We start from the raw sequence: 20252 nt of genomic DNA on the forward strand, positions 1-20252 counted from the left end.
TCCCGCAGGGGTGAGCCGGCGCCCGGGGGGCTCACCGGCCGCTGCCGGGACCGCTAGCGTCGGGTCCCGTGGTGGTCGAGGCGCTGATGGTGGCGGGCGTGCTCCTGCTGCCGGGGCCCGCCCTCGTCCTGGGCGCGACCCGGGTGCAGCACCGGCTCGGGCGGTCGAGCGTCCACGATCGCGCCGACCGGGTGGAGTTGGCGCTGCTGGTGACCGGTCGGCTGCTGGGCCTGCTGCTGCTGCTCGGGTTGTCGGCGGTCACCCTGCTGGCCTGCATCGGCGCGCTCGTCCGGGAGCGGACGCTGCCGAGCCTGGTCTACGTCTTCTTCGTCGCCGACCTGCTCGTCGCGACCCTGGTGCTGCTCACCGTCGGCCGCCGCGACCGGCGACCAGGGCGTCGATCAACGAGCCCTGCACGGCGGTGAGCCAGTAGTAGACGGCCAGCTGCGAGCCCTCCTCACCGGAGGGGTCGTCCGGGGGCTCGGTGTCGGCGGTGATGCCCAGCCGGGTGCCCAGGGCCAGCCGCAGGTCGTTGGTGGTGCGCAGCCAGGCCCGCGCCTGGTCGGCGTCCAGCCGCACCTCCCCGCCCTCGAACGGCAGCGTGGCCCGCACCATCGCCAGGTCGTCGGCCTTGCCGCTGCGCAGCCCGGCCTCGGTGAGGTCGCGGTAGTCCGCGGCCATCTCCGGGTCGCCGACGTGTCCCGGCGGCAGCAGCCGCTCGACGACCGGGTCGCCGCCGGTGTCGTCGGGGTCGGCGGCCAGCAGCTGCTCGAGCTGGTCGAGCAGCAGGCTCAGGATGCCCACCTCGGCGGCCACCAGCTTGGCCACCAGCACGTCGCCCTTGCGGCGGAAGGGCCGCAACTCAGGCGTCCTTCTGGTAGGTGGCCCACAGGCCGTAGGCGTGCAGCCGGCTGGTGTCGTGCTCCATGCGCTCCCGCGGCCCGGAGCTGACGACCGCCCGGCCCTCATGGTGGACCTGGAGCATCAGCTTCGTGGCGGTGGCCTCGTCGTAGCCGAAGAGCTCCTGCAGCACGAACGTCACGTAGGTCATCAGGTTCACCGGGTCGTCCCAGACCACGGTCACCCACGGGCGGTCGAGGTCGGACTCCTCCCGACTGACGGTCTCCGGCGTCCACACCGGCGCGAGCGGTCCGGCCACGTGATCACTCTAGGACGCCTCCCCCGGGCACCGCAGACGGTGGGCACCTATCGTCTGCGTCCATGTCGAGCCCGCTCAGCCCCGCGCTGCTCACCGACCGCTACGAGCTGACGATGCTCGGGGCCGCGCTGGCCGACGGCACCGCGGAACGGGACTGCGTGTTCGAGGTCTTCGCCCGCCGCCTCCCGCACGGCCGCCGCTACGGCGTGCTGGCCGGCACCGGGCGTCTCCTGGAGGCCCTCCCGCACTTCCGGTTCGGCGACGCCGAGCTGGCCGCGCTGACCGCGCAGGGCATCGACGACCCACGGCTGCTCGACCACCTGGCCGGCTTCCGCTTCACCGGCGACGTCGACGGCTACGCCGAGGGCGACCTCTACTTCCCCGGCTCCCCCGTGCTGACCGTGCGCGCACCGTTCGGCCAGGCCGTGCTGCTGGAGACCCTGGCGCTGTCGGTCCTCAACCACGACAGCGCGATCGCCGCGGCCGGCGCCCGGATGATCGGTGCCGCCGCCGGCCGCCCGTGCATCGAGATGGGCTCCCGGCGCACGCACGAGGAGGCCGCCGTCGCCTCGGCCCGGGCCGCGGCCCTGGTCGGCTTCGCCGCGACGTCCAACCTGGCCGCCGGTGCCCGGTACGGCATCCCCACCACCGGTACCAGCGCGCACGCCTTCACCCTGCTGCACGACGACGAGGCCGCGGCCTTCCGCGCCCAGCTCGCCACCCTGGGCACCGGGACGACGCTGCTGGTCGACACCTACGACACCGAGCAGGGCATCCGGACGGCGGTCGAGGTCGCGGGCCCGGAACTGGGGGCCGTGCGGCTGGACTCCGGCGACCTGGCGATCGAGGCCACCCGGGCGCGCGCACTGCTGGACTCCCTGGGCAACACCAGCACCCGGGTCATCGTCACCAGCGACCTGGACGAGTACGCGATCGCGGCCCTGGCCGCCGCCCCCGTCGACGGGTACGGCGTGGGCACCTCGCTGGTGACCGGCTCGGGCTCCCCCACCGTCGGGATGGTCTACAAGCTGGTCGAGCGGGACGGCGTCCCGGTGGCCAAGAACTCCGAGGGCAAGCGCTCGGTGGGCGGGCGCAAGACCGCCGTCCGCCGGCACGACGCGGACGGGACGGCGACCGCCGAGGTGGTCAGCACAGGGCCGGTGGCCGCCGCCGCCCACGACCGCGAGCTGCTCGTGCCCCTGGTGCGGGGCGGTGCGGTGGTCGACCCGCGGAGCCCGGCCGAGACGCTGGCCGCCGCCCGGGAGCTGCACGCCCGGGTGCGGGACACGCTGCCCACCGAGGCCTGGTCGCTGTCCCGCGGCGAGCCGGCCATCGACACCGTTCCCGCCTAGAGAGGCCCCCCGGCCCCGTCCCGAGCGTGCGAGGGACGAGGAGGACGGGGTCCTCCCACTCGCAGCGGGCCCCCGCGAGGGTGCCGTGCTCGCCGCCTCGGTCTGGCCGGGTCCGGATCGAACGGAACGGGTCGCCGACGGTCGCGGGGCGGCGCGGAGCCGGGCAGGATGGGCGGATGACGCGGGCACTGGTGATCGTCGACGTCCAGAACGACTTCTGCGAGGGCGGCAGCCTCGCCGTCGGGGGTGGTGCCGCGGTCGCGCGGGCCATCAGCGCGCACGTTGCCACCGGCGGCTACGACCACGTGGTCGCCACCCGGGACCACCACGTCGACCCGGGGGCGCACTTCTCGACCACCCCCGACTTCCTCGACACCTGGCCGCCGCACTGCGTGGTGGGCACGCCCGGGGTGGAGCTCTACTCCGACCTGGACCGCCGGCCGATCGAGGCGGTCTTCGACAAGGGCGAGTACGCCGCCGCCTACTCCGGCTTCGAGGGCTCCTACGACGGGCAGGGCCTGGCCGACTGGCTGCGGGCGCACGACGTGGACAGCGTCGACGTCGTCGGCATCGCCACCGACCACTGCGTGCGGGCCACCGCCCTGGACGCCGTCGGCGCCGGGCTGTCCACCCGGGTGCTGCTGCACCTGACCGCGGGGGTGGCCGAGGGCACCACCGCCGCGGCCCTAGACCAGCTCCGCGCTGCCGGGGTCGAGCTCGAGGGCACGGTCTCCCAGGCAGGCTGAGCCTCAGCTCGCGTCGAGGACCTCGTCGCGGGTGAAGCCGAGCACCTGCAGCACGGCATCGAGGTAGGGCTGGTTCAGCGCGGCGTTGGCCTGCTCGCGCACCACCGGCTTGGCGTTGAAGGCGATGCCGAGCCCGGCGGCGGCGAGCATGTCCAGGTCGTTGGCCCCGTCACCGACCGCGACCGTCTGCTCCAGCGGGATGCCGTGCTCGGCGGCGAACCGGGCCAGCGCCCGCGCCTTGCCCGCCCGGTCGACGATCTCCCCGACCAGCCCGCCGGTCAGCCGGCCGTCGGCGACCTCGAGGGTGTTGGCGGCGGCGAAGTCGAGCCCGAGCGCCGCGGCCAGCGGGTCGGTGATCTGGGTGAACCCGCCGCTGACGATCCCGCACCGGAAGCCCAGCCGCTGCAGGGTGCGGATGAGCGTGCGGGCGCCGGGGGTGAGCACCAGCTGCTCGCGCACCTCGTCCAGCACGCCGACGGGCAGGCCCGCCAGCAGGGCGACCCGGGCGCGCAGCGACTCCTCGAAGTCCAGCTCGCCGTTCATGGCCGCCGCGGTGATGCCGGCGACCTCGTCGGCCCGGCCGGCGCGGGCGGCGAGCTCGTCGATGACCTCGCCGCGAACCAGCGTCGAGTCCACGTCCAACACGATCAGCCGCTTGCTCCGTCGGCCCAGCCCGGCCTGCTCGACGGCGACGTCGGTGCCGGTCCGGGCGGCCACGGCGCCCAGGGCGGCGCGCAGCGGTGCCGAGCCCGCCCCGGAGACGGTGAGCTCGAAGCTGGTCACCGGGTAGTCCGACAGCCGGCGGATGGCCTCGATGTTGCCGCCGACCTCGGCGATGGCGCGCGCTGCCCCGGCGACGGCGGCCGGTGGCACGGGCCGGCCCAGGACGGTCACGTGGTGGCGGGGGCCGCGCTCGGGCGGCTCGCTGGCGGTGGCCGGCTCGGCGGTGACGGCGAGGCCGGTCGTGGCCGCGACGTCGGCGGCGGTCGGGGTGAGCCGGTCGGCCAGCGTGCCCGCGCCGGCGACGCCCGGCCCGCGCACCACGACGCCGAGCACCAGCTGGCCGTGCACGACGACCTGCTCGACGTCGACCACCTCGACGACCTCGCCGCCCAGCGCCTCCAGCGCGGCGAACAGCGTCGCGGTGACCCCCGGCCGGTCGGCGCCGGTGACGGTCAGCAGCGCGCCCTCGGGACCGGGCCCCGTCTCGGGTCCCTCGGGGAGGTCGGTCGGCGCGGGGACGGCGGCGCGGTCGGTCACGCCGTCATCGTGCCGGAACGCCGTGCTCCCGTGGTGAGCGCCCTGGGTGTGCTCCTCGGGACCGGCCCCGGACGCGGGAACGCCCCGCCGGCCACTGGCCGACGGGGCGTTCCCGTGCTGATCCGACGACTCAGGTCGGGTCCTTGTCGTTGGCACCCTGCCGGCTGCCACCGGTGAGCCCGGCCTCGCCGGCATAGGGGCCGTGGCCCTTGCCCGCGTGGGCCTCCATCTCCATCCGGTCCCTCAGGTGCGGGTAGTGCAGCTCGAACGCCGGGCGCTCGGAGCGGATCCGCGGGATCTCGGTGAAGTTGTGGCGCGGCGGCGGGGAGGACGTCGCCCACTCCAGCGAGTTGCCGTGGCCCCAGGGGTCGTCGCGCAGCGCCAGCTTGCCGTGCTTCCACGACTTGACGACGTTGTAGACGAACGGGATCACCGAGGCGCCGAGGATGAACGACCCGATCGTGGAGATCGTGTGCATCGTCGTGAACCCGTCGGACGGCAGGTAGTCCGCGTACCGGCGCGGCATGCCGCTGTTGCCCAACCAGTGCTGGATGAGGAACGTGGCGTGGAAGCCGATGAAGGTCAGCCAGAAGTGCAGCTTGCCGATCTTCTCGTCCATCATCCGACCGCACATCTTCGGGAACCAGAAGTACAGGCCCGAATAGGCGGCGAACACCACGGTGCCGAAGACGACGTAGTGGAAGTGGGCCACGACGAAGTAGCTGTCGTTGACCTGCCAGTCCAGCGGCGGGCTCGCCAGCAGGACACCGGTCAGCCCACCCAGGAGGAAGGTGATCAGGAAGCCCACCGCGAACAGCATCGGGGTCTCGAACGTCAGCTGGCCGCGCCACATGGTGCCGATCCAGTTGAAGAACTTGATGCCCGTCGGGACGGCGATCAGGTACGTCAGGAAGGCGAAGAACGGCAGCAGCACCGCGCCGGTGGCGTACATGTGGTGCGCCCACACGGCCAGCGACAGGGCGGTGATCGCGATGAGCGCGAAGACCATGCCCTTGTAGCCGAACAGCGGCTTGCGGCTGAAGACCGGGATGACCTCGCTGATGATGCCGAAGAACGGCAGCGCGATGATGTAGACCTCGGGGTGACCGAAGAACCAGAAGAGGTGCTGCCACAGCATCGGCCCGCCGTTCTCGGCCGTGAAGATCTGTGCACCCAGGTGCCGATCGGCCAGCAGCGCCATCAGCGCGGCGGTCAGGATCGGGAAGGCCAGCAGGATCAGGATGCTGGTGACCAGCGACGCCCAGGTGAAGATCGACATCCGGAACATCGTCAGGCCAGGTGCGCGCAGGCAGATGATCGTGGCGATGAAGTTGACCCCACCGAGGATCGTGCCCAGCCCGCTGACGGCGAGGCCGGCGATCCAGAGGTCACCACCGGCGCCCGGGCTGTGCGCCCCGGTCGACAGCGGGGTGTAGGCGTACCAGCCGAAGTCGGCGGCACCACCAGGGGTCAGGAAGCCGGAGACCGCGATCGAGGCCCCGAAGAAGAACAGCCAGAAGGAGAAGGCGTTCAGCCGGGGGAAGGCGACGTCGGGCGCACCGAGCTGCAGCGGCATGATCAGGTTCGCGAACGCGAAGAACATCGGCGTCGCGAAGAACAGCAGCATGATCGTGCCGTGCATCGTGACCAGCTGGTTGTACTGCTCGGGCGAGAGGAACTGCAACTCCGGGCGGGCCAGCTCACCGCGCATCAGCAGGGCCATGAACCCGCCGACGAAGAACCAGATGAACGCCACCGTGGTGTACATCAGGCCGATGGTCTTGTGGTCCGTCGTGCGCAGCAGGCCGAGGAGCCGCGAGCCCTTCTCGGCCTCGTGTGCCGGGCTGGGCCGGCTCACGATCGGGGCAGGTGCGATCGTCACGCCCGGAGCTTAGACGGTCCTGCGGGGCTTGACACGGCGGGTGGAGGGGTCGGTGCGGCGCGCTCGGCGCGCCTCGCGGGACATTCCGCGGACGCAACCCGGTCGTGTGCCGCTCATCCGCCTCCCCGTGCTGGTCAGCAGCCCGGTCGACGCACCGGCCCGCGGCGCCGGACCCGGCGGTCCCGAGACCGGGTCGTGACGGTCGACGCGTTTGTGGGCCACATGGCCAGGGCACAGATGATCTTGCGCTGGACAGTCCAGCGCACGACGGCCACGGCCGTCAGGCACAGGAGGTCTCACATGAGCCTTGGTGGAATCCTTCTGACGATCGTCATCGGCTTCATCGCCGGACTGATCGCCCGCGCCGTGGTCCCCGGCAAGCAGGACCTCGGCATCGTCGCCACTCTGGTCCTCGGCCTCATCGGCTCCATCGTGGGCAACGGCATCTACAACCTGATCGCGAACGGCAACCTCGAGTTCGCGCTCGGTGGCTGGTGGGCCTCGATCCTCGGCGCGATCGTCGTGCTGGCGATCTACGTCTTCGCCACCGGCAGCAAGCGCCGCGTCACCCGCTGACGCGCCGCCCGTACCGCGGGCACCGCTCCACCGACGAGGGCCCAGCCGGTCCGGCTGGGCCCTCGCCGCACGTCCGGCTCAGGCGCCGCGGGGGCCGGAGGTCCAGGTGCTGACCTCGACGGCCACGGTGACCGGGACGGCGTCGGGCAGCCCGGCCACCCGGCCGGCCAGCTCGTCCCCGGCCAGGTGCCGGGCGTGCGGCCCCATCCCGACCAGCGTGCGCACCGCGGCGTGGTCGAGGGAGAGCACCTCCCGGTACGGGACGGTGGCCACCGGCTGCAGGTGGGGCTCCAGCGTGGCTGCCAGCCGGTCGGCCTTGGCCGGGTCGACGGTGAGCAGCCCGAGCGGCCCCACCAGCTCGGCGAGGTGGTCGGCCGCCGGGGTCACCACGACCAGCCGGCCCCCCGGCGCGAGCACCCGGGCGGTCTCCGGGCCGTTACGGGGTGCGAACACCACCAGCACCCGGTCGACGGCGGCGTCCCGGACCGGCCAGCCGGCCCAGGAGTCGGCGACCACCGCCATCGCGCGTGGGTGCGCCCGCGCCGCCCTGCGGACCGCGTAGCGCGAGGCGTCCAGCACCACCCCGACGGCGTCCGGCGCCCGGTCCAGGACCCCCGCCAGGTGCGCCCCGGTGCCGCCGCCCAGGTCCAGCAGCGTGCGTGGCGGCGGCCCGGCGAGCACCGCGTCGGCCAGCGCGCCCGTGATCCCGGCGTAGTGACCGGCGGCCAGGAAGTCCGCGCGATCGGCGACCATGGCCGCGGAGTCCCCGGCGTGCGGACTGCCACCGACAGGGAGCAACGTCACGTGACCCTGGCGAGCGCGGTCGAAGGCGTGCCCGGCAGGGCAGCGCAGGCCGGCCCCGTCGACGGTGAGCCCCTGACCGCAGACCGGGCAGGCCAGGACGGCGACCGCGGCGGCCGGCAGTGCGGGCAGGCTCATCGGGTCCGCACGGGCAGCCGGTGCAGCACGACCTCGTCCAGACGCCCCTCCCCCACCACCGCGGTCAGGTAGGTGGGGTGCGGCTGCCTGCGCCGGTCGGTCGGCGAGCCGGGGTTGAGCAGCCGCAGCCCGCCGGGGGCGGTCGAGTCCCAGGGGATGTGGCTGTGGCCGAAGACCAGCACGTCGGTGTCCGGGAAGCGCTCGGCGCAGCGCCGCTCCCGGCCCGCGGCGTCGCCGGTCTCGTGGACGACGGCGACCCGGACGCCGGCCAGCTCCACCCGAGCGACCGCCGGCAGCCGTTGGCGCAGGACACCGTGGTCGTTGTTGCCGTACACCCCGACCAACCGGCGGGACCGCTGCTCGAGCTCGTCGAGGAGCGCCACGTCGACCCAGTCCCCGGCGTGCACCACGACGTCGGCGTCCTCGATCCGCTGCCAGAGCTCCGCGGGCAGGTCACGCGCCCGCTTGGGCAGGTGGGTGTCGGAGATGAACACCACGGAGATCGGCACCTGTGCATCGTCGCAGCCCGATACCGTCGGGCACCGGCCGACAACTCGGCCGTCAGTTCGACTGAGTGAGGACCACCCGTGAGCAGCCCGACCCCCGCATCCCCGGGCTCCGGCCCCGTCCTGGGCGACGAGCCCTACCCGAAGCGGTGGCAGGCGCTGGCCGTCATCGCCGTGACGGTGCTGATGATCGTGCTCGACGCGACCATCGTGAACATCGCCCTCCCGGCGGTCTCCACCGACCTGGGGATCACCGCGGCGAACCAGCAGTGGATCGTCACCGCCTACACCCTGACCTTCGGCGGGCTCCTCCTGCTCGGTGGCCGGATCGCCGACTTCTGGGGCCGCAAGCGCACCTACCTGGTCGGAGCCGTCGGCTTCGCGCTCGCCTCGGCCCTCGGTGGTCTCGCGGCCAACGAGGAGATGCTGTTCGCCGCGCGCGCCCTGCAGGGTGCCTTCGGCGCGCTCCTCGGCCCGGCCTCGCTCGCGCTGATCACGGTGCTGTTCACCGACGCCGCCGAGCGCGCCAAGGCCTTCGCCGTCTACGGCGCGATCGCCGGTGGTGGGTCCGCGGTGGGCCTGCTGCTGGGCGGGGTGCTCACCGAGTACGCCGACTGGCGCTGGTGCTTCTGGGTCAACGTGCCGGTGGCGCTGGTCGCGGTCGTGGCCGCGATCCGGGTCGTGCCGGAGAGCCGGGCCCCCGGTGACGCGAGCTACGACGTGCCCGGCGCCGTCCTCGTCACGGTCGGGCTGGCCTCGCTGGTCTACGGCTTCACCAAGGTCGCGCAGGCCTCGCAGGAGGACCCGCAGCAGAACGCCTGGACCGACGGCACCGCGCTGACGTTCATCGGAGTCGGCCTGCTGCTGGTGGCGGCGTTCGTCGTCGTCGAGTTCAAGGTGCGCAACCCGCTGCTGCCGATGCGGCTGGTGCTCGACCGCAACCGGGGCGGGGCCTACCTGACCTCCACGCTGGTCGGTGCCGGGCTGATCGGGGCGTTCTTCTTCCTGAGCCTGTACTTCCAGGAGGTGCTCGGCTACACGCCGGTGGCGACCGGGTTCGCCTCGCTGCCCACCACCCTCGGGGTGCTCATCGCCGCCGGTGCCGCCAGCGCGCTCGTGCCCCGGATCGGGCCGAAGCCGCTGATGGTGCTCGGTGGCCTGCTCGCTGCCGGCGGGCTGTTCCTGCTGTCCTTCCTGGACGTCGGCACGTCGTTCTGGACGATCCCCTTCCCCGGCCAGCTGCTGCTGGGCCTGGGTCTGGGCTTCACGTTCGTGCCGCTGTCGAACCTGGCCCTGGTCGGCATCGGTGTGCACGACGCGGGTGCCGCCAGCGCGGTGCTGCAGGCGGTGCAGCAGATCGGCGCCTCCATCGGCACGGCGCTGCTGGCCACGCTGTCGGTGGGCGCGATCACCGCGGCGCTGACCGACCGACCGGCCACCCAGCAGGACCCGGCCGCCGGGCTGGAGGCTCAGGTCGCCGGTTACACGACCGCCTTCACCTGGGCCGCCGTGCTGCTGCTGATCGGCGCGCTGGTCTCCGCCGTGCTGATCAAGGCCACCAAGGACGACCTGCCGACCGACGCCCCGGTCCACGCCGGCTGACAGCGGTACCGCCCGCGGACGCCCGTCTCCCCCCAGGGAGGCGGGCGTCCGTCGTCCGGCCCCTCGGCCTCGCTGCAGGGCCCCGCCGCGAGCGGAGCGAGTGGCGGGGGGCAGCGAGGGCCTTCGTCAGTCGTGGACGGGCGACTCGTGACCGCGGTGTGCGGGCGACTCGAGCTGGAAGGTGCAGTGCGCGAGGTCGAAGTGGCCGCCCAGGCACTCCGACAGGGCGTCGAGGACCCGGCCCCCGTGCCCCTCGGCGAGGACGTCGTCGCGCACGACGACGTGGGCGGACAGCACCGGCAGGCCCGAGGTGATCGTCCAGGCGTGCAGGTCGTGCACCTCCAAGACCCCCGGGACGCCGAGCACGTGCAGCCGCACGTCGTCGAGGTCGACGCCGCGGGGCGCCGCCTCGAGCAGGACGTCGAGGGCCTCGCGCAGCAGCGACCAGGCCCGCGGCAGGACCAGCGCACCCACGGCCAGCGAGGCGACGACGTCGGCGCCGGTCCAGCCGGTGGTGGCGATGACCAGGGCGGCGACGATGACGGCCACCGAGCCGAGCGCGTCGCCGACGACCTCCAGGTAGGCGCCGCGGGTGTTCAGCGAGTCCCCCTGCTGGGCGTGCAGCAGGGCCAGTGACCCCACGTTGACGACCAGGCCGACGAGCGCCACCCCGAGCATCCAGCCGGAGTCGATGTCGGGTGGGTCACCGATCCGCCGGACGGCCTCGACGACCACGTAGACCCCGACACCGAGCAGCAGCAGGCCGTTGGCCACGGCGGCGAGCACCTCGAGCCGCTGCAGGCCGAACGTCCGCCGTCCGCGGGCGGGCCGCTGGGCCAGGGTGACCGCACCGAGCGCCATGCCGATGCCGAGGGCGTCGGTGGCCATGTGGGCGGCGTCGGCCAGCAGGGCCAGCGACCCCGAGATCAGCGCGCCGACGACCTCGAGGACGAAGACGCTGCCGGTGAGGACCAGGACGACGGCCAGCCGGCGCCGGTGCCCGGCCGACGCGGTGCCGGAGCCGTGCCCGACACCGTGACGGTGCGCCGCACCGTGGTCGTGTCCCATCGCCGTCCCCCTCTGACCGGTGCCCTGACATGCAGGATGCCGCATGTCAGACCCGATTGCCAGGAGCCCCCGATCGTGCACTGCGCGCGTCAGCGACGTAGGCCGCTCGGTCCTGCCACGTGCTCGTGCTGAACGTGCCGGCGTCCGGGTAGCAGGGTGCTCCTCAGAGCGCGACCCCGCGCTCGCGGAGCCACGGGAGTGGGTCGATGCGGGTGCCGTCGATTCCGCCCACGTGCACCTCGAAGTGCAGGTGCGGCCCGGTGGACTGGCCACGGTTGCCCACCAGCGCGATGGGGTCGCCGGCCCGCACCCGCTGCCCCTCGGCGACCAGGATCTCCTGCATGTGGCCGTAGACGGTGACGTCGCCGTTCTCGTGCTGGACGTAGACGGCCAGACCGAAGCCGCTGGCCGCGCCGGCCCGGACGACGACGCCGTCCATGACCGCGTACTCGGGGGTGCCCATCGGCGCGGCGAGGTCGATGCCGGCGTGCAGCGTGCCCCAGCGGTTGCCGAACCCACTGGTGAGCCGGGCGCCCTGGACGGGCAGCACGACGGCGGGGCGCGCGGCCTCCGCAGCGGCGGCGGCCGCGGCCGCGGCGGCGTCGGAGGCGACCCGGTCAGCCTCGGCCTGGACCCGGGCGGCGGCGGCCTGCTCGTCCTCGCGCTCGGCCCGGCTGGCCAGCAGCTGCTGCAGCCGGGAGGCGGCCACGTCCTCGGTGAGCACAGGCTGCTCGGCCTGCAGCAGGCCCAGCTCGGCAGCGACGCTGGTCGGCTGGTCGGCGTCGGCGGCGCGGGCGACGTCCACCGGGTGGCCGGCGGCGGTGAGGGCCAGCCCGGTCACGCCCAGCAGCGCCGCAGCGACGGCCAGCCGCGGGCGGCTGACCGGGGTGAACCGGCGGTGACGCCGCCCGCCGGTGGCCAGCCGTGCCACGACCTGCTCGGCGGTGAGCTCGGCGACCGGGGTGCGACCGACGGGCTCGGGGCGGGCGGCGCCGGCGGCCAGCAGCGCGTCGACGTCGAGGGCGAGCGGCCAGGCGTCGCTGTGCCCCGGCAGCACGGCACCGGCAGGCAGCGACCGCTCGGCCGAGCCGGTCCGCACGGGGCAGGTGGTCGAGGCGCTCAGCGGCGAGGCGCCCCGCAGGCGCCGGGACCGCCCCGTGAGCCTGCGGACGAGGGTGCCGACGGGCGCCGGCTCCGGCACCTCGGGACTCGTGGGCGACGGGGCGGCAGCGGAGCCGCCGGCCTGGACGGGGGCACTGCGGCGCACCGTCCCGTCGTCGTCGAGCCGGGCGAGATGTTGCGGGTCCATGCACCTGTCTTCCGTCGGCGTCCTGCTGAGGCGGGGCCCATGTAAACACGATGTGATCACTTCGTGATCTGCCGAGGGACGCATGCACATCAGGTCAAGTGGCGAGCGTCACAACACCAACTGCCAAACGGGCACGGTCCGTTACGGCATGACTGCCGGCGGTTCATGACTCGAACGCGCCGCTCCGGGTAGGTGGACACGACACGCACCGGGCGCGGTCCCCGCTGACCACCGTCGCGGACCTCCCGGCGCCCCCGAGACCGAGGAGCACCCCCATGCGCGCAGTCACCTGGCACGGCCGGGACGACGTCCGCGTCGACACCGTCCCCGACCCGACGATCCAGGACCCGACCGACGTCATCGTGGAGATCACCTCCACCGGCATCTGCGGGTCCGACCTCCACCTCATCGAGGTGATGGCGCCGTTCATGACCGTGGGCGACGTGATGGGCCACGAGCCGATGGGCGTCGTGCGCGAGGTCGGTGCCGGCGTCACCGAGCTCGCCGTCGGCGACCGGGTCGTCGTCCCGTTCAACATCTCCTGCGGCACCTGCTGGATGTGCAACCAAGGCCTGCAGAGCCAGTGCGAGACCACGCAGAACCGCGAGCAGGGCTACGGCGCCTCGCTGTTCGGCTACACCAAGCTCTACGGCCAGGTGCCCGGCGGGCAGGCGCAGTACCTGCGCGTCCCGTTCGGCAACACGCTGCCGATCAAGGTCCCGCACGGTCCGGCCGACGACCGGTTCGTCTACCTCTCCGACGTCCTGCCCACCGCCTGGCAGGCCGTGCAGTACGCCAACGTCGAGCCCGGCAGCTCGGTGCTGGTGCTGGGGCTCGGCCCGATCGGTGACATGGCCACCCGGATCGCGAAGCACCTGGGCGCCGGGCAGGTGCTCGCCTCCGACGTCGTGCCCGAGCGGCTGGCCCGCGCCCGCGCCAACGGCATCGACGTCCTGGACACCACCACCCAGGCCGACGTGGTCGCCTGGGTGCGGGACAAGACCGACGGCCGTGGCCCGGACGCCGTCATCGACGCCGTCGGCATGGAGGCCCACGGCTCCCCCGGCGCGAAGTTCGCCCAGAAGGCCAGCGCGATCGTGCCGGACGCGATCATGGAGAAGGTCATGCAGGTCGCCGGGATCGACCGGATGGCCGCGGTGAACACCGCGATCGAGGCCGTCCGCCGTGGCGGCACCATCTCGCTGTCCGGTGTCTACGGCGGCGCGACCGACCCGATGCCGCTGGCGCAGATGTTCGACAAGCAGGTCGAGCTGCGGATGGGCCAGGCCAACGTCTGGCGCTGGGTGCCCGACATCCTGCCGCTGCTCACCGACGCCGACCCCCTGGGCGTGGACTCCTTCGCCACGCACCACGTGCCGCTGGAGCAGGCGCCGCAGGCCTACGAGACCTTCCGGCAGAAGCAGGACGGCGCGGTGAAGGTGCTGCTGCAGCCCTGACCTGCACCGACACGGGCCGCGCCCGGGACGTCCGTCCCGGCGCGGCCCGTGTCGCGGAGGGCGACGTGACCAGCCTCATGCAGGTCAGGGGCAGCGGAACCGGCCGCACTGCTCTTGGCTGGAGCGGGGCGCCGCCCCCACCCTCCCGCACCACCTCTGAGGAGCCCCGCCGTGCCCCGCGCGCTGCTCGCCCTGTCCATCGGTGCCTTCGGCATCGGCACGTCCGAGTTCGTGATCATGGGCATGCTCCCCCAGGTGGCCGACGACTTCTCCGTCTCCGTCGCCGCGGTCGGCATCCTGATCAGCGCCTACGCCCTCGGGGTCGTCATCGGGGCGCCGACGCTGACCGCGCTGGGCGTGCGGTTCACCCCGCGGCAGACCCTCATCGGGCTAATGGCGGTCTTCACGGTGGGCAACGCCCTCTCCGCTGCGGCCCCGACCTACGAGACGCTGATGGCCGCCCGGGTGATCACCGCACTGGCCCACGGGTCGTTCTTCGGCGTGGGCGCAGTGGCCGCCCGTGGGCTGGTGGCCAAGGAGAAGGGCACGCAGGCGATCTCGCTGATGTTCGTCGGGCTCACCCTGGCCAACGTGATCGGCGTCCCCATCGGCACGTTCGTCGCCCAGCAGCTCAGCTGGCGGCTGGTCTTCGGCGGCGCCGCGGCGATCGGGCTGGTCACCATCGCCGGGCTGGTCGCCTGGATGCCGCGGGGCGCCGGGGCACCCACCGACCTGCGGCAGGAGCTGGGCGCCTTCCGCCGCCGGCAGGTCTGGCTGACCCTGGGGGTCACCACCATCGGCTTCGCGGCACTGTTCTCCGTCTACAGCTACGTCAGCCCGATCCTCACCGACCTCTCCGGCATGGGCGAGAGCCGCGTCGTCTTCGTGCTAGCGCTGTTCGGGCTGGGCACCACCGCGGGCACGCTGCTCGGTGGCCGGCTGGGCGACCGGTACGGCTTCGTCTTCGTCACCGTCGGCCTGCTGGCCACCACCGCGCTCCTGGTCGTCTTCACCGTCGTGGTCGTCAACCAGGTCGCCGCCGTCGTCCTGCTGGTGCTCTTCGGCGCGATCACGTTCTCCGGCGGCCCGGTCGTGCAGAACCGGGCGATCGAGGCGGCCCGGGTGCAGGGCGGCAGCCTGGTGTCGGCGGCCAACCAGGGCGCCTTCAACGCCGCCAACGCCCTCGGCGCGGCGCTGGGTGCCGCCACCCTGGACGCCGGCTGGGGCTACCGCGCCCCGATGTGGGTCGGCGCGGGGCTGGCGCTGCTGGGCGCCGGCCTGTCGGTGGTCGCGCTGCGCAGCCAGCGGGCCGAGACCGCCCGCGACGCAGCCACCCCGGTGGAGGCCCCGACCGAGACCCCCGCCCCGCTGCGCGCCGCCTGAGCGGTGTGCCCGGCCTGACGGTGTACGGGCGCGCCGCCCGGGGGTAGGCACGGCTCATGACCACTCCGACGGCCGGCACGTCCGGCCAGTTCGCCCTCGGCGACCGCACGGTGCACCGCATCGGTTACGGCGCCATGCAGCTCTCCGGTCCGCACGTGATGGGCCCGCCGGCCGACCGGGACGCCGCGGTGGCCGTGCTGCGCCGCGCGGTGGAGCTGGGCGTGGACCACATCGACACCAGCGACTACTACGGCCCGCACGTCACCAACGAGATCATCCGCGAGGCCCTGCACCCCTACGCCGACGACCTCACGATCGTCACCAAGGTCGGCGCCCGCCGCACCCCGGACGGCCAGTGGCCCGAGGCGCTGGGCGCGGACGAGCTGCGCCAGGCCGTGCACGACAACCTCGACCACCTCGGCGTCGACGCCATGGACGTGGTCAACCTGCGGATGCCCGGGTTCGCCGAGCCGGTGCAGCGCTCGATGGCCGAGCCGATGGAGACCCTGGCCGCGCTCCAGCAGGAGGGGCTGGTCAGGCACATCGGGGTCAGCAACGTGACGCCGCAGATGTACGCGGAGGCTGCGTCGATCGCGCCGGTGGTGTGCGTGCAGAACCACTACAACCTGGTCAACCGCGCCGACGACGCCCTGGTCGACGCTCTCGCCCGGGACGGCGTGGCCTACGTGCCGTTCTTCCCGCTCGGCGGCTTCTCCCCGCTGCAGTCCGCGGCGCTGGAGTCCGTGGCCCGCACGCTGGAGACGACGCCCATGCAGGTTGCGCTGGCCTGGCTGCTGGCCCGCTCCGCCAACCTGCTGCTGATCCCCGGCACGAAGTCGATCGAGCACCTGGAGCAGAACCTCGAGGCGGGCATGCGCCGGCTGGGCCCGGTGGAGATGGCCGAGCTGGACCGCATCGGCGGCGACGGCACCCTCGACCCCGACCTCTGAGCCCCGCCGCCCCAGCGCCCCGGGATCAGGCGCCCCGGGATCAGGCGCCCCGGGATCAGCTCAGCTCAGCGTGCTTGCTCCTGGCTCACCGCACACCGTGAGCCAGGAGCAAGGACGATCAGCTGACCTGATCCCGGAAACAGGGACGGCGAGTTGCGGGCCTCAGCGGGCGCGCTGGACTCGGCCCTCGTCGAAGACCGGCTCGGGGGTCTCGCGGACCCGGCCGTCGGAGCCGAAGACCAGGAACCGGTCGAAGGTGCGGGCGAACCAGCGGTCGTGGGTCACCGTGATCACCGTGCCGTCGAAGGCGCCAATCGCAGCCTCCAGCGACTCCGCGCTCAGCACGTCGAGGTTGTCGGTGGGCTCGTCGAGCAGCAGCAGGGTCGCCCCGGACAGCTCCAGCAGCAGCACCTGGAACCGCGCCTGCTGACCACCCGACAGCGACCGGAACAGCTGGTCGCCCGACGGCGCGAGGCCGTAGCGGCGCAGCGTGGCCATCGCCCGGCCCCGGTCGACGCCGGGGCGGTCGCCCTCACCGCGCCACAGCAGGTCGACCAGGGTCTCGTCCAGCCACTCCGGGTGCGCGTGGGTCTGGGCGAAGAAGCCGGGGACGACGCGCGACCCGAGCCGCCAGCCGCCGGTGTGTGCGACGTCCTGACCGGCCAGCAGCCGCAGGAAGTGGGACTTGCCCGCACCGTTGGAGCCCAGCACCGCGACCCGGTCGCCGTACTCGATCTCCACGTCGAAGGGCTTCATCAGGCCGGTGAGCTCGAGCTGCTCGGCCATCACCACCCGGACGCCGGTGCGACCGCCGCGCAGCCGCATCTGCACCTGCTGCTCCGGCGGGCGCTCCGGGGGCGGGCCGGCGGCCTCGTACTTGGCCAGCCGCGTCTGCATGGCGTGGTACCGCGCGGCCATGTCGGGTGAGTTCTTGGCCAGCTGCTGCATCGTGCGGGTGAGGTCGATGAGCCGCTCGTGCTCCTCGTCCCAGCGACGGCGCAGGTCGGCCATCCGCTCGTGCCGGGCCGCGCGCGCCGCGGGGTAGGCCGCCCAGTTGCCGGCGTGCACCCACGCCGTCCCGCCCTCGACGGTGACCACCCGGTCGGCGACCCGGTCGAGCAACTCGCGGTCGTGGGTGACGAACAGGACGGTCTTGCGGGTCTCCAGCAGCCGTTCCTCCAGCCACCGCTTGCCCGGGACGTCGAGGTAGTTGTCCGGCTCGTCGAGCAGCAGTACCTGGTCGGGGCCACGCAGCAGGCACTCCAGCGCCAGCCGCTTCTGCTCACCGCCGGAGAGGCTGTTGAGCCCGCGGTACTTGCAGTTCTCGTACGGGACGCCGAGGGCCGCGACCGTGACGGTGTCCCACGTGACCTCGACGTCGTAGCCGCCGACGTCGCCCCAGGTGCCCAGCACGTTCGCGTAGGCCATCTGGGTGGGCTCGTCGTCGTCCTCCATCATCGCGAGCTCGGCGGCCTCGACGGCGTCCCAGGCGGTGCGGACGGCGGGCGGCGCGAGGTCTACGAGGAACCGCTGCACCGTGGTGTCGTCGCGGACCGACCCGATGAACTGGCGCATGATGCCCAGCCCGCCGACCAGTGCGACCGAGCCCGCGTCGGGCACCAGGTCGCCGCTGATGATCCGCAGCATCGTGGTCTTGCCGGCGCCGTTCTCCCCGACCAGCGCGGCGATCGCGCCCTCACCGACGCGGAAGGCCACGTCGTCGAGGAGCACCCGCCCGTCCGGCAGCGTGAACCGGACACCGGTGACGTCGAGGTAGCCCATGCCCCCAGTCTCCCGGAGAGCGCAACCGGCCTGGCCGCCCGCGGTTGATCATGGACGTCTGGCCATCGACACGGTCCGCCACCCCGCCAGGCCGGACGAGAATCCGATGGTCATCGCCATGACCCCGGCTAGCGTCGCCGACGTGAGCTTCTTCGGGCGGAGGCGTCCACGTCCGGAGCCGGTGCCGGAACCCCAGCCACCGACCGAGTTCGTCGGTGGCTGGATCCACAGCTCAGCCGACTTCCCCTACGATTTCGACGACGGGACCGGCGAGCAGATCCCGGTGCACCTGATGGACTTCGCCGGCGTCGAGCACCGCGTGGACCCGCCGCGGCTGACGGTCCGGTTCTACTACGGCGACCCCGCGATCCCATCCGAGGCACGGGAGACGCCGTTCGCCGTCTTCGAGTTCCACGACGTACAGATCTGGCAGTGGGAGGACGACCACGACCTGTTCGACGTGCCCGACGACGTCCGCGGCCAGGTCGAGTCGTTCGACTGGTACGAGCCGACGAACACCTGTGGCCTGCACGCCATCAACACGCGGTTGCTCTTCTCGGCCCGGCGGCTGGTCGTGCGGGTGGAGCCGGAGGTCCACTGGGTTGCGCCGGACGCCCGGGCGATCAGCGGGAGCTCGGCCGGAGGTGGCGGTCAACTGCTGTAGCTGTTGCGCCCGTCGGCGGTGCTGGCGACGGCGTCCCGCACGAGCTGGTCCAGCGCCACGGTGTCGACCCGGTCGAGCGAGGTGAACCGGATGCAGCTCTTGCCGCAGGAGACCCTGCCCAGCTGACCCGCCCGGGACTCCGCGAGGTGCTCGCCGTCGACGACCGCGCACACGTAGAGGGACAGGTGCCTCCTCTGCGCAGCCAGCGCGATGAGCGGCCACGTCGTGGTCTCCGTGGCCGACCGGGGCCGGTAGGGCATCAGCCCGTACCCGAGCATCCGCCCCGACCCGACGGGCACCAGCTGGCGGTCGATGCCCGGCGCCGCGGCCTGGACGAGCGCGTCGACCCGGCGCAGCTCCCCGGCGCGGTCACCGGCAGCGGCGAACCAGGCGTCGACGTCCGCCTGGTCGGGGTCCACGGTCAGAGCACCGAGCCCAGCAGCACCGCGCCGGCGGCCAGCAGCATCGCGGCCACGATGATCCCGGCGACCAGCCGCTGACGACGTCGTCCGTCCGGCCCCAGGTTGCCCATCCCCATCACGACGGCAACGGTAGTGCTCAGCCGACGGGGAGCGAACCGGCACGCTCGCGCCGGTACTGCCCGGCGGTCACCGGGTCGTAGCGGGTGGGGCCGGCCGCCGCGGTGGGCAGCCGCTCGACGACCACCCCCGGGTCGGGCTCGGCGCAGAAGGCCAGCGACAGCAGCTCCTCGGCGGGCGCCTCCACCGGCGGGGGCAGCACCCGGTGCGGCGCCGAGCGCCACCGGTCGCCGGTCCAGCGCGCGAGCAGGTCACCGGCGGTGACGGTCAGCGCGCCGGGCTCCCACGGGACGTCGACCCACGCGCCGTCCAGGGTCTGCACCTGCGAGCAGCCCAGACCCGGCTCTCGGTCGGCGAGGGTGAGGGTGCCGGGCTCGGTGTGCGCGGCGACCCGCATCTGCCCGGGCGCCACCGACCCGACGGTCCGCCGCGCCGGGTACCAGGTCAGGTCGGCGTGCCAGGCGCCGGCGGCGCAGCGCGAGGCGAAGAAGTCGGCGTCCAGGTCCAGCGCGAGGGCCAGCACCTGCAGCAGCTCCCCGGCCACGGCGGCGCAGCACCGGGTGAACGCCGTCGCCGACGCGCGCAGGCAGGGTGTGCCGGCCGGCCAGACGTTCGGCGCGAACCACTCCTCCTCCGGCGTGCCCAGCACTGCGGCCGGCGGCTCCTCCGCGCCGAAGCCGAAGGACTCCACCAGGTCGGCTGCGGCACCGCCGCCGGGCGGCAGCCAGCCGCGTCCGCCGGGGAAGGTCGCCAGCTCGGCCTTGGCCGCCGGCGACTCGGCGAAGAACAGCCGCGCCTCCTCGCGCAGGCAGTGCGTGAGCGGCGGGCTCAGCGGGTGCCCGGTGACCAGCAGGACACCCACCTCGCACAGCGCTCGGTCGACGTCGGTGGCCACCTGCCGACGCCCCTCGGGGTCGCCCGAGTACCAGGGCGTCAGGTCGACCAGCGGGACGGCGGTCATCGGGCTCCTCTGCGGGACGGCTGCCGACGACGCTAGGGACCCGGCGTTGCCGCCGGATGACACCGCTGTGACACCTCGCACTGCCCCCACGCCGCACCGTCGACGCCCGCACTGTCG

Annotated in this window: 20 protein-coding genes; 9 read left to right on the top strand and 11 right to left on the bottom strand. The window is 73.5% G+C overall.

Features of this window, described 5'->3' with window-relative positions; genetic code table 11:
* Positions 1–68: 68 nt before the first annotated feature.
* Positions 69–425: a hypothetical protein gene (locus GCU67_RS08990; RefSeq protein WP_163610882.1), complete on the top strand. Its 357-nt coding sequence runs from the start codon at positions 69–71 to the stop codon at positions 423–425.
* Here GCU67_RS08990 and GCU67_RS08995 read toward each other — a convergent pair.
* Together GCU67_RS08995 and clpS are read right to left on the bottom strand one after the other, a co-directional pair.
* On the bottom strand, positions 364–861 hold the full coding sequence (locus tag GCU67_RS08995) for a DUF2017 family protein (RefSeq protein WP_170311029.1): 498 nt from the start codon (positions 859–861) through the stop codon (positions 364–366). The two genes, GCU67_RS08990 and GCU67_RS08995, sit on opposite strands and share 62 nt — an antisense overlap.
* A gap of 1 nt (position 862) precedes the next feature.
* Entirely contained in the window at positions 863–1159 is a 297-nt protein-coding gene (gene clpS, locus GCU67_RS21310; protein WP_163610883.1) for an ATP-dependent Clp protease adapter ClpS, read from the bottom strand.
* A 62-nt stretch (positions 1160–1221) separates the two neighbouring features.
* Here clpS and GCU67_RS09005 point away from each other — a divergent pair, with 62 nt between their 5' ends.
* The gene (locus GCU67_RS09005; protein WP_163610884.1) at positions 1222–2511 is read left to right on the top strand and encodes a nicotinate phosphoribosyltransferase; all 1290 of its coding nucleotides are present in this window, start codon (positions 1222–1224) and stop codon (positions 2509–2511) included.
* A gap of 176 nt (positions 2512–2687) precedes the next feature.
* Positions 2688–3257, top strand: coding sequence for an isochorismatase family protein (locus tag GCU67_RS09010; protein ID WP_163610885.1), 570 nt, complete (start codon positions 2688–2690; stop codon positions 3255–3257).
* A 3-nt stretch (positions 3258–3260) separates the two neighbouring features.
* Here GCU67_RS09010 and serB read toward each other — a convergent pair whose 3' ends face one another.
* Positions 3261–4517: a phosphoserine phosphatase SerB gene (gene serB, locus GCU67_RS09015; RefSeq protein ID WP_163610886.1), complete on the bottom strand. Its 1257-nt coding sequence runs from the start codon at positions 4515–4517 to the stop codon at positions 3261–3263.
* A gap of 130 nt (positions 4518–4647) precedes the next feature.
* Positions 4648–6399: an aa3-type cytochrome oxidase subunit I gene (ctaD, locus tag GCU67_RS09020; protein WP_163610887.1), complete on the bottom strand. Its 1752-nt coding sequence runs from the start codon at positions 6397–6399 to the stop codon at positions 4648–4650.
* A 300-nt stretch (positions 6400–6699) separates the two neighbouring features.
* On the opposite strand from ctaD, the gene GCU67_RS09025 reads away from it, so the two are divergent.
* Positions 6700–6975 (top strand): GlsB/YeaQ/YmgE family stress response membrane protein, encoded by a 276-nt coding sequence (locus GCU67_RS09025; protein ID WP_163610888.1) that lies wholly within the window; start codon positions 6700–6702, stop codon positions 6973–6975.
* Positions 6976–7053: 78 nt separating this feature from the next.
* On the opposite strand, the gene GCU67_RS09030 is transcribed toward GCU67_RS09025, so the two are convergent.
* The gene (locus tag GCU67_RS09030; protein ID WP_163610889.1) at positions 7054–7914 is read right to left on the bottom strand and encodes a putative RNA methyltransferase; all 861 of its coding nucleotides are present in this window, start codon (positions 7912–7914) and stop codon (positions 7054–7056) included.
* Complete coding sequence (locus GCU67_RS09035; protein WP_338104889.1) at positions 7911–8423, bottom strand: metallophosphoesterase family protein; 513 nt, start codon at positions 8421–8423, stop codon at positions 7911–7913. The genes GCU67_RS09030 and GCU67_RS09035 overlap by 4 nt, the downstream gene beginning before the upstream one ends.
* A 78-nt stretch (positions 8424–8501) precedes the next feature.
* On the opposite strand from GCU67_RS09035, the gene GCU67_RS09040 reads away from it, so the two are divergent.
* A complete protein-coding gene (locus GCU67_RS09040; protein WP_163610890.1) occupies positions 8502–10022 on the top strand; it encodes a DHA2 family efflux MFS transporter permease subunit in 1521 nt (506 codons plus the stop codon).
* A 126-nt stretch (positions 10023–10148) separates the two neighbouring features.
* Here the strand turns inward: GCU67_RS09040 and GCU67_RS09045 are convergent, their stop codons facing one another.
* Complete coding sequence (locus GCU67_RS09045) at positions 10149–11090, bottom strand: cation diffusion facilitator family transporter (protein ID WP_163610891.1); 942 nt, start codon at positions 11088–11090, stop codon at positions 10149–10151.
* 163 nt (positions 11091–11253) lie between these two features.
* Positions 11254–12399 (bottom strand): M23 family metallopeptidase, encoded by a 1146-nt coding sequence (locus GCU67_RS09050; RefSeq protein ID WP_163610892.1) that lies wholly within the window; start codon positions 12397–12399, stop codon positions 11254–11256.
* 275 nt (positions 12400–12674) lie between these two features.
* Between GCU67_RS09050 and GCU67_RS09055 the strand changes: the two genes are divergently transcribed.
* The 3 genes from GCU67_RS09055 to GCU67_RS09065 all read left to right on the top strand — a co-directional run bounded on the left by GCU67_RS09055 (position 12675) and on the right by GCU67_RS09065 (position 16189).
* Positions 12675–13856 (top strand): zinc-dependent alcohol dehydrogenase, encoded by a 1182-nt coding sequence (locus tag GCU67_RS09055; RefSeq protein ID WP_163610893.1) that lies wholly within the window; start codon positions 12675–12677, stop codon positions 13854–13856.
* A gap of 171 nt (positions 13857–14027) precedes the next feature.
* Complete coding sequence (locus tag GCU67_RS09060) at positions 14028–15239, top strand: MFS transporter (protein ID WP_163610894.1); 1212 nt, start codon at positions 14028–14030, stop codon at positions 15237–15239.
* Positions 15240–15295: 56 nt separating this feature from the next.
* Positions 15296–16189: an oxidoreductase gene (locus GCU67_RS09065; RefSeq protein WP_163610895.1), complete on the top strand. Its 894-nt coding sequence runs from the start codon at positions 15296–15298 to the stop codon at positions 16187–16189.
* 162 nt (positions 16190–16351) lie between these two features.
* On the opposite strand, the gene GCU67_RS09070 is transcribed toward GCU67_RS09065, so the two are convergent.
* Positions 16352–17971, bottom strand: a complete 1620-nt coding sequence (locus tag GCU67_RS09070; RefSeq protein WP_163610896.1) for an ABC-F family ATP-binding cassette domain-containing protein — start codon at positions 17969–17971, stop codon at positions 16352–16354.
* 181 nt (positions 17972–18152) lie between these two features.
* Between GCU67_RS09070 and GCU67_RS09075 the strand changes: the two genes are divergently transcribed.
* Entirely contained in the window at positions 18153–18635 is a 483-nt protein-coding gene (locus GCU67_RS09075; RefSeq protein WP_163610897.1) for a hypothetical protein, read from the top strand.
* On the opposite strand, the gene GCU67_RS09080 is transcribed toward GCU67_RS09075, so the two are convergent.
* Both GCU67_RS09080 and GCU67_RS09085 read right to left on the bottom strand, forming a co-directional pair.
* Complete coding sequence (locus GCU67_RS09080) at positions 18623–19054, bottom strand: DUF1801 domain-containing protein (protein WP_163610898.1); 432 nt, start codon at positions 19052–19054, stop codon at positions 18623–18625. The genes GCU67_RS09075 and GCU67_RS09080 overlap by 13 nt on opposite strands.
* A gap of 139 nt (positions 19055–19193) precedes the next feature.
* Positions 19194–20135, bottom strand: coding sequence for an isopenicillin N synthase family dioxygenase (locus GCU67_RS09085; protein ID WP_163610899.1), 942 nt, complete (start codon positions 20133–20135; stop codon positions 19194–19196).
* Positions 20136–20252 lie beyond the last annotated feature (117 nt).

This window comes from Modestobacter muralis (assembly GCF_010682105.1).
GTDB lineage: Bacteria > Actinomycetota > Actinomycetes > Mycobacteriales > Geodermatophilaceae > Modestobacter > Modestobacter muralis.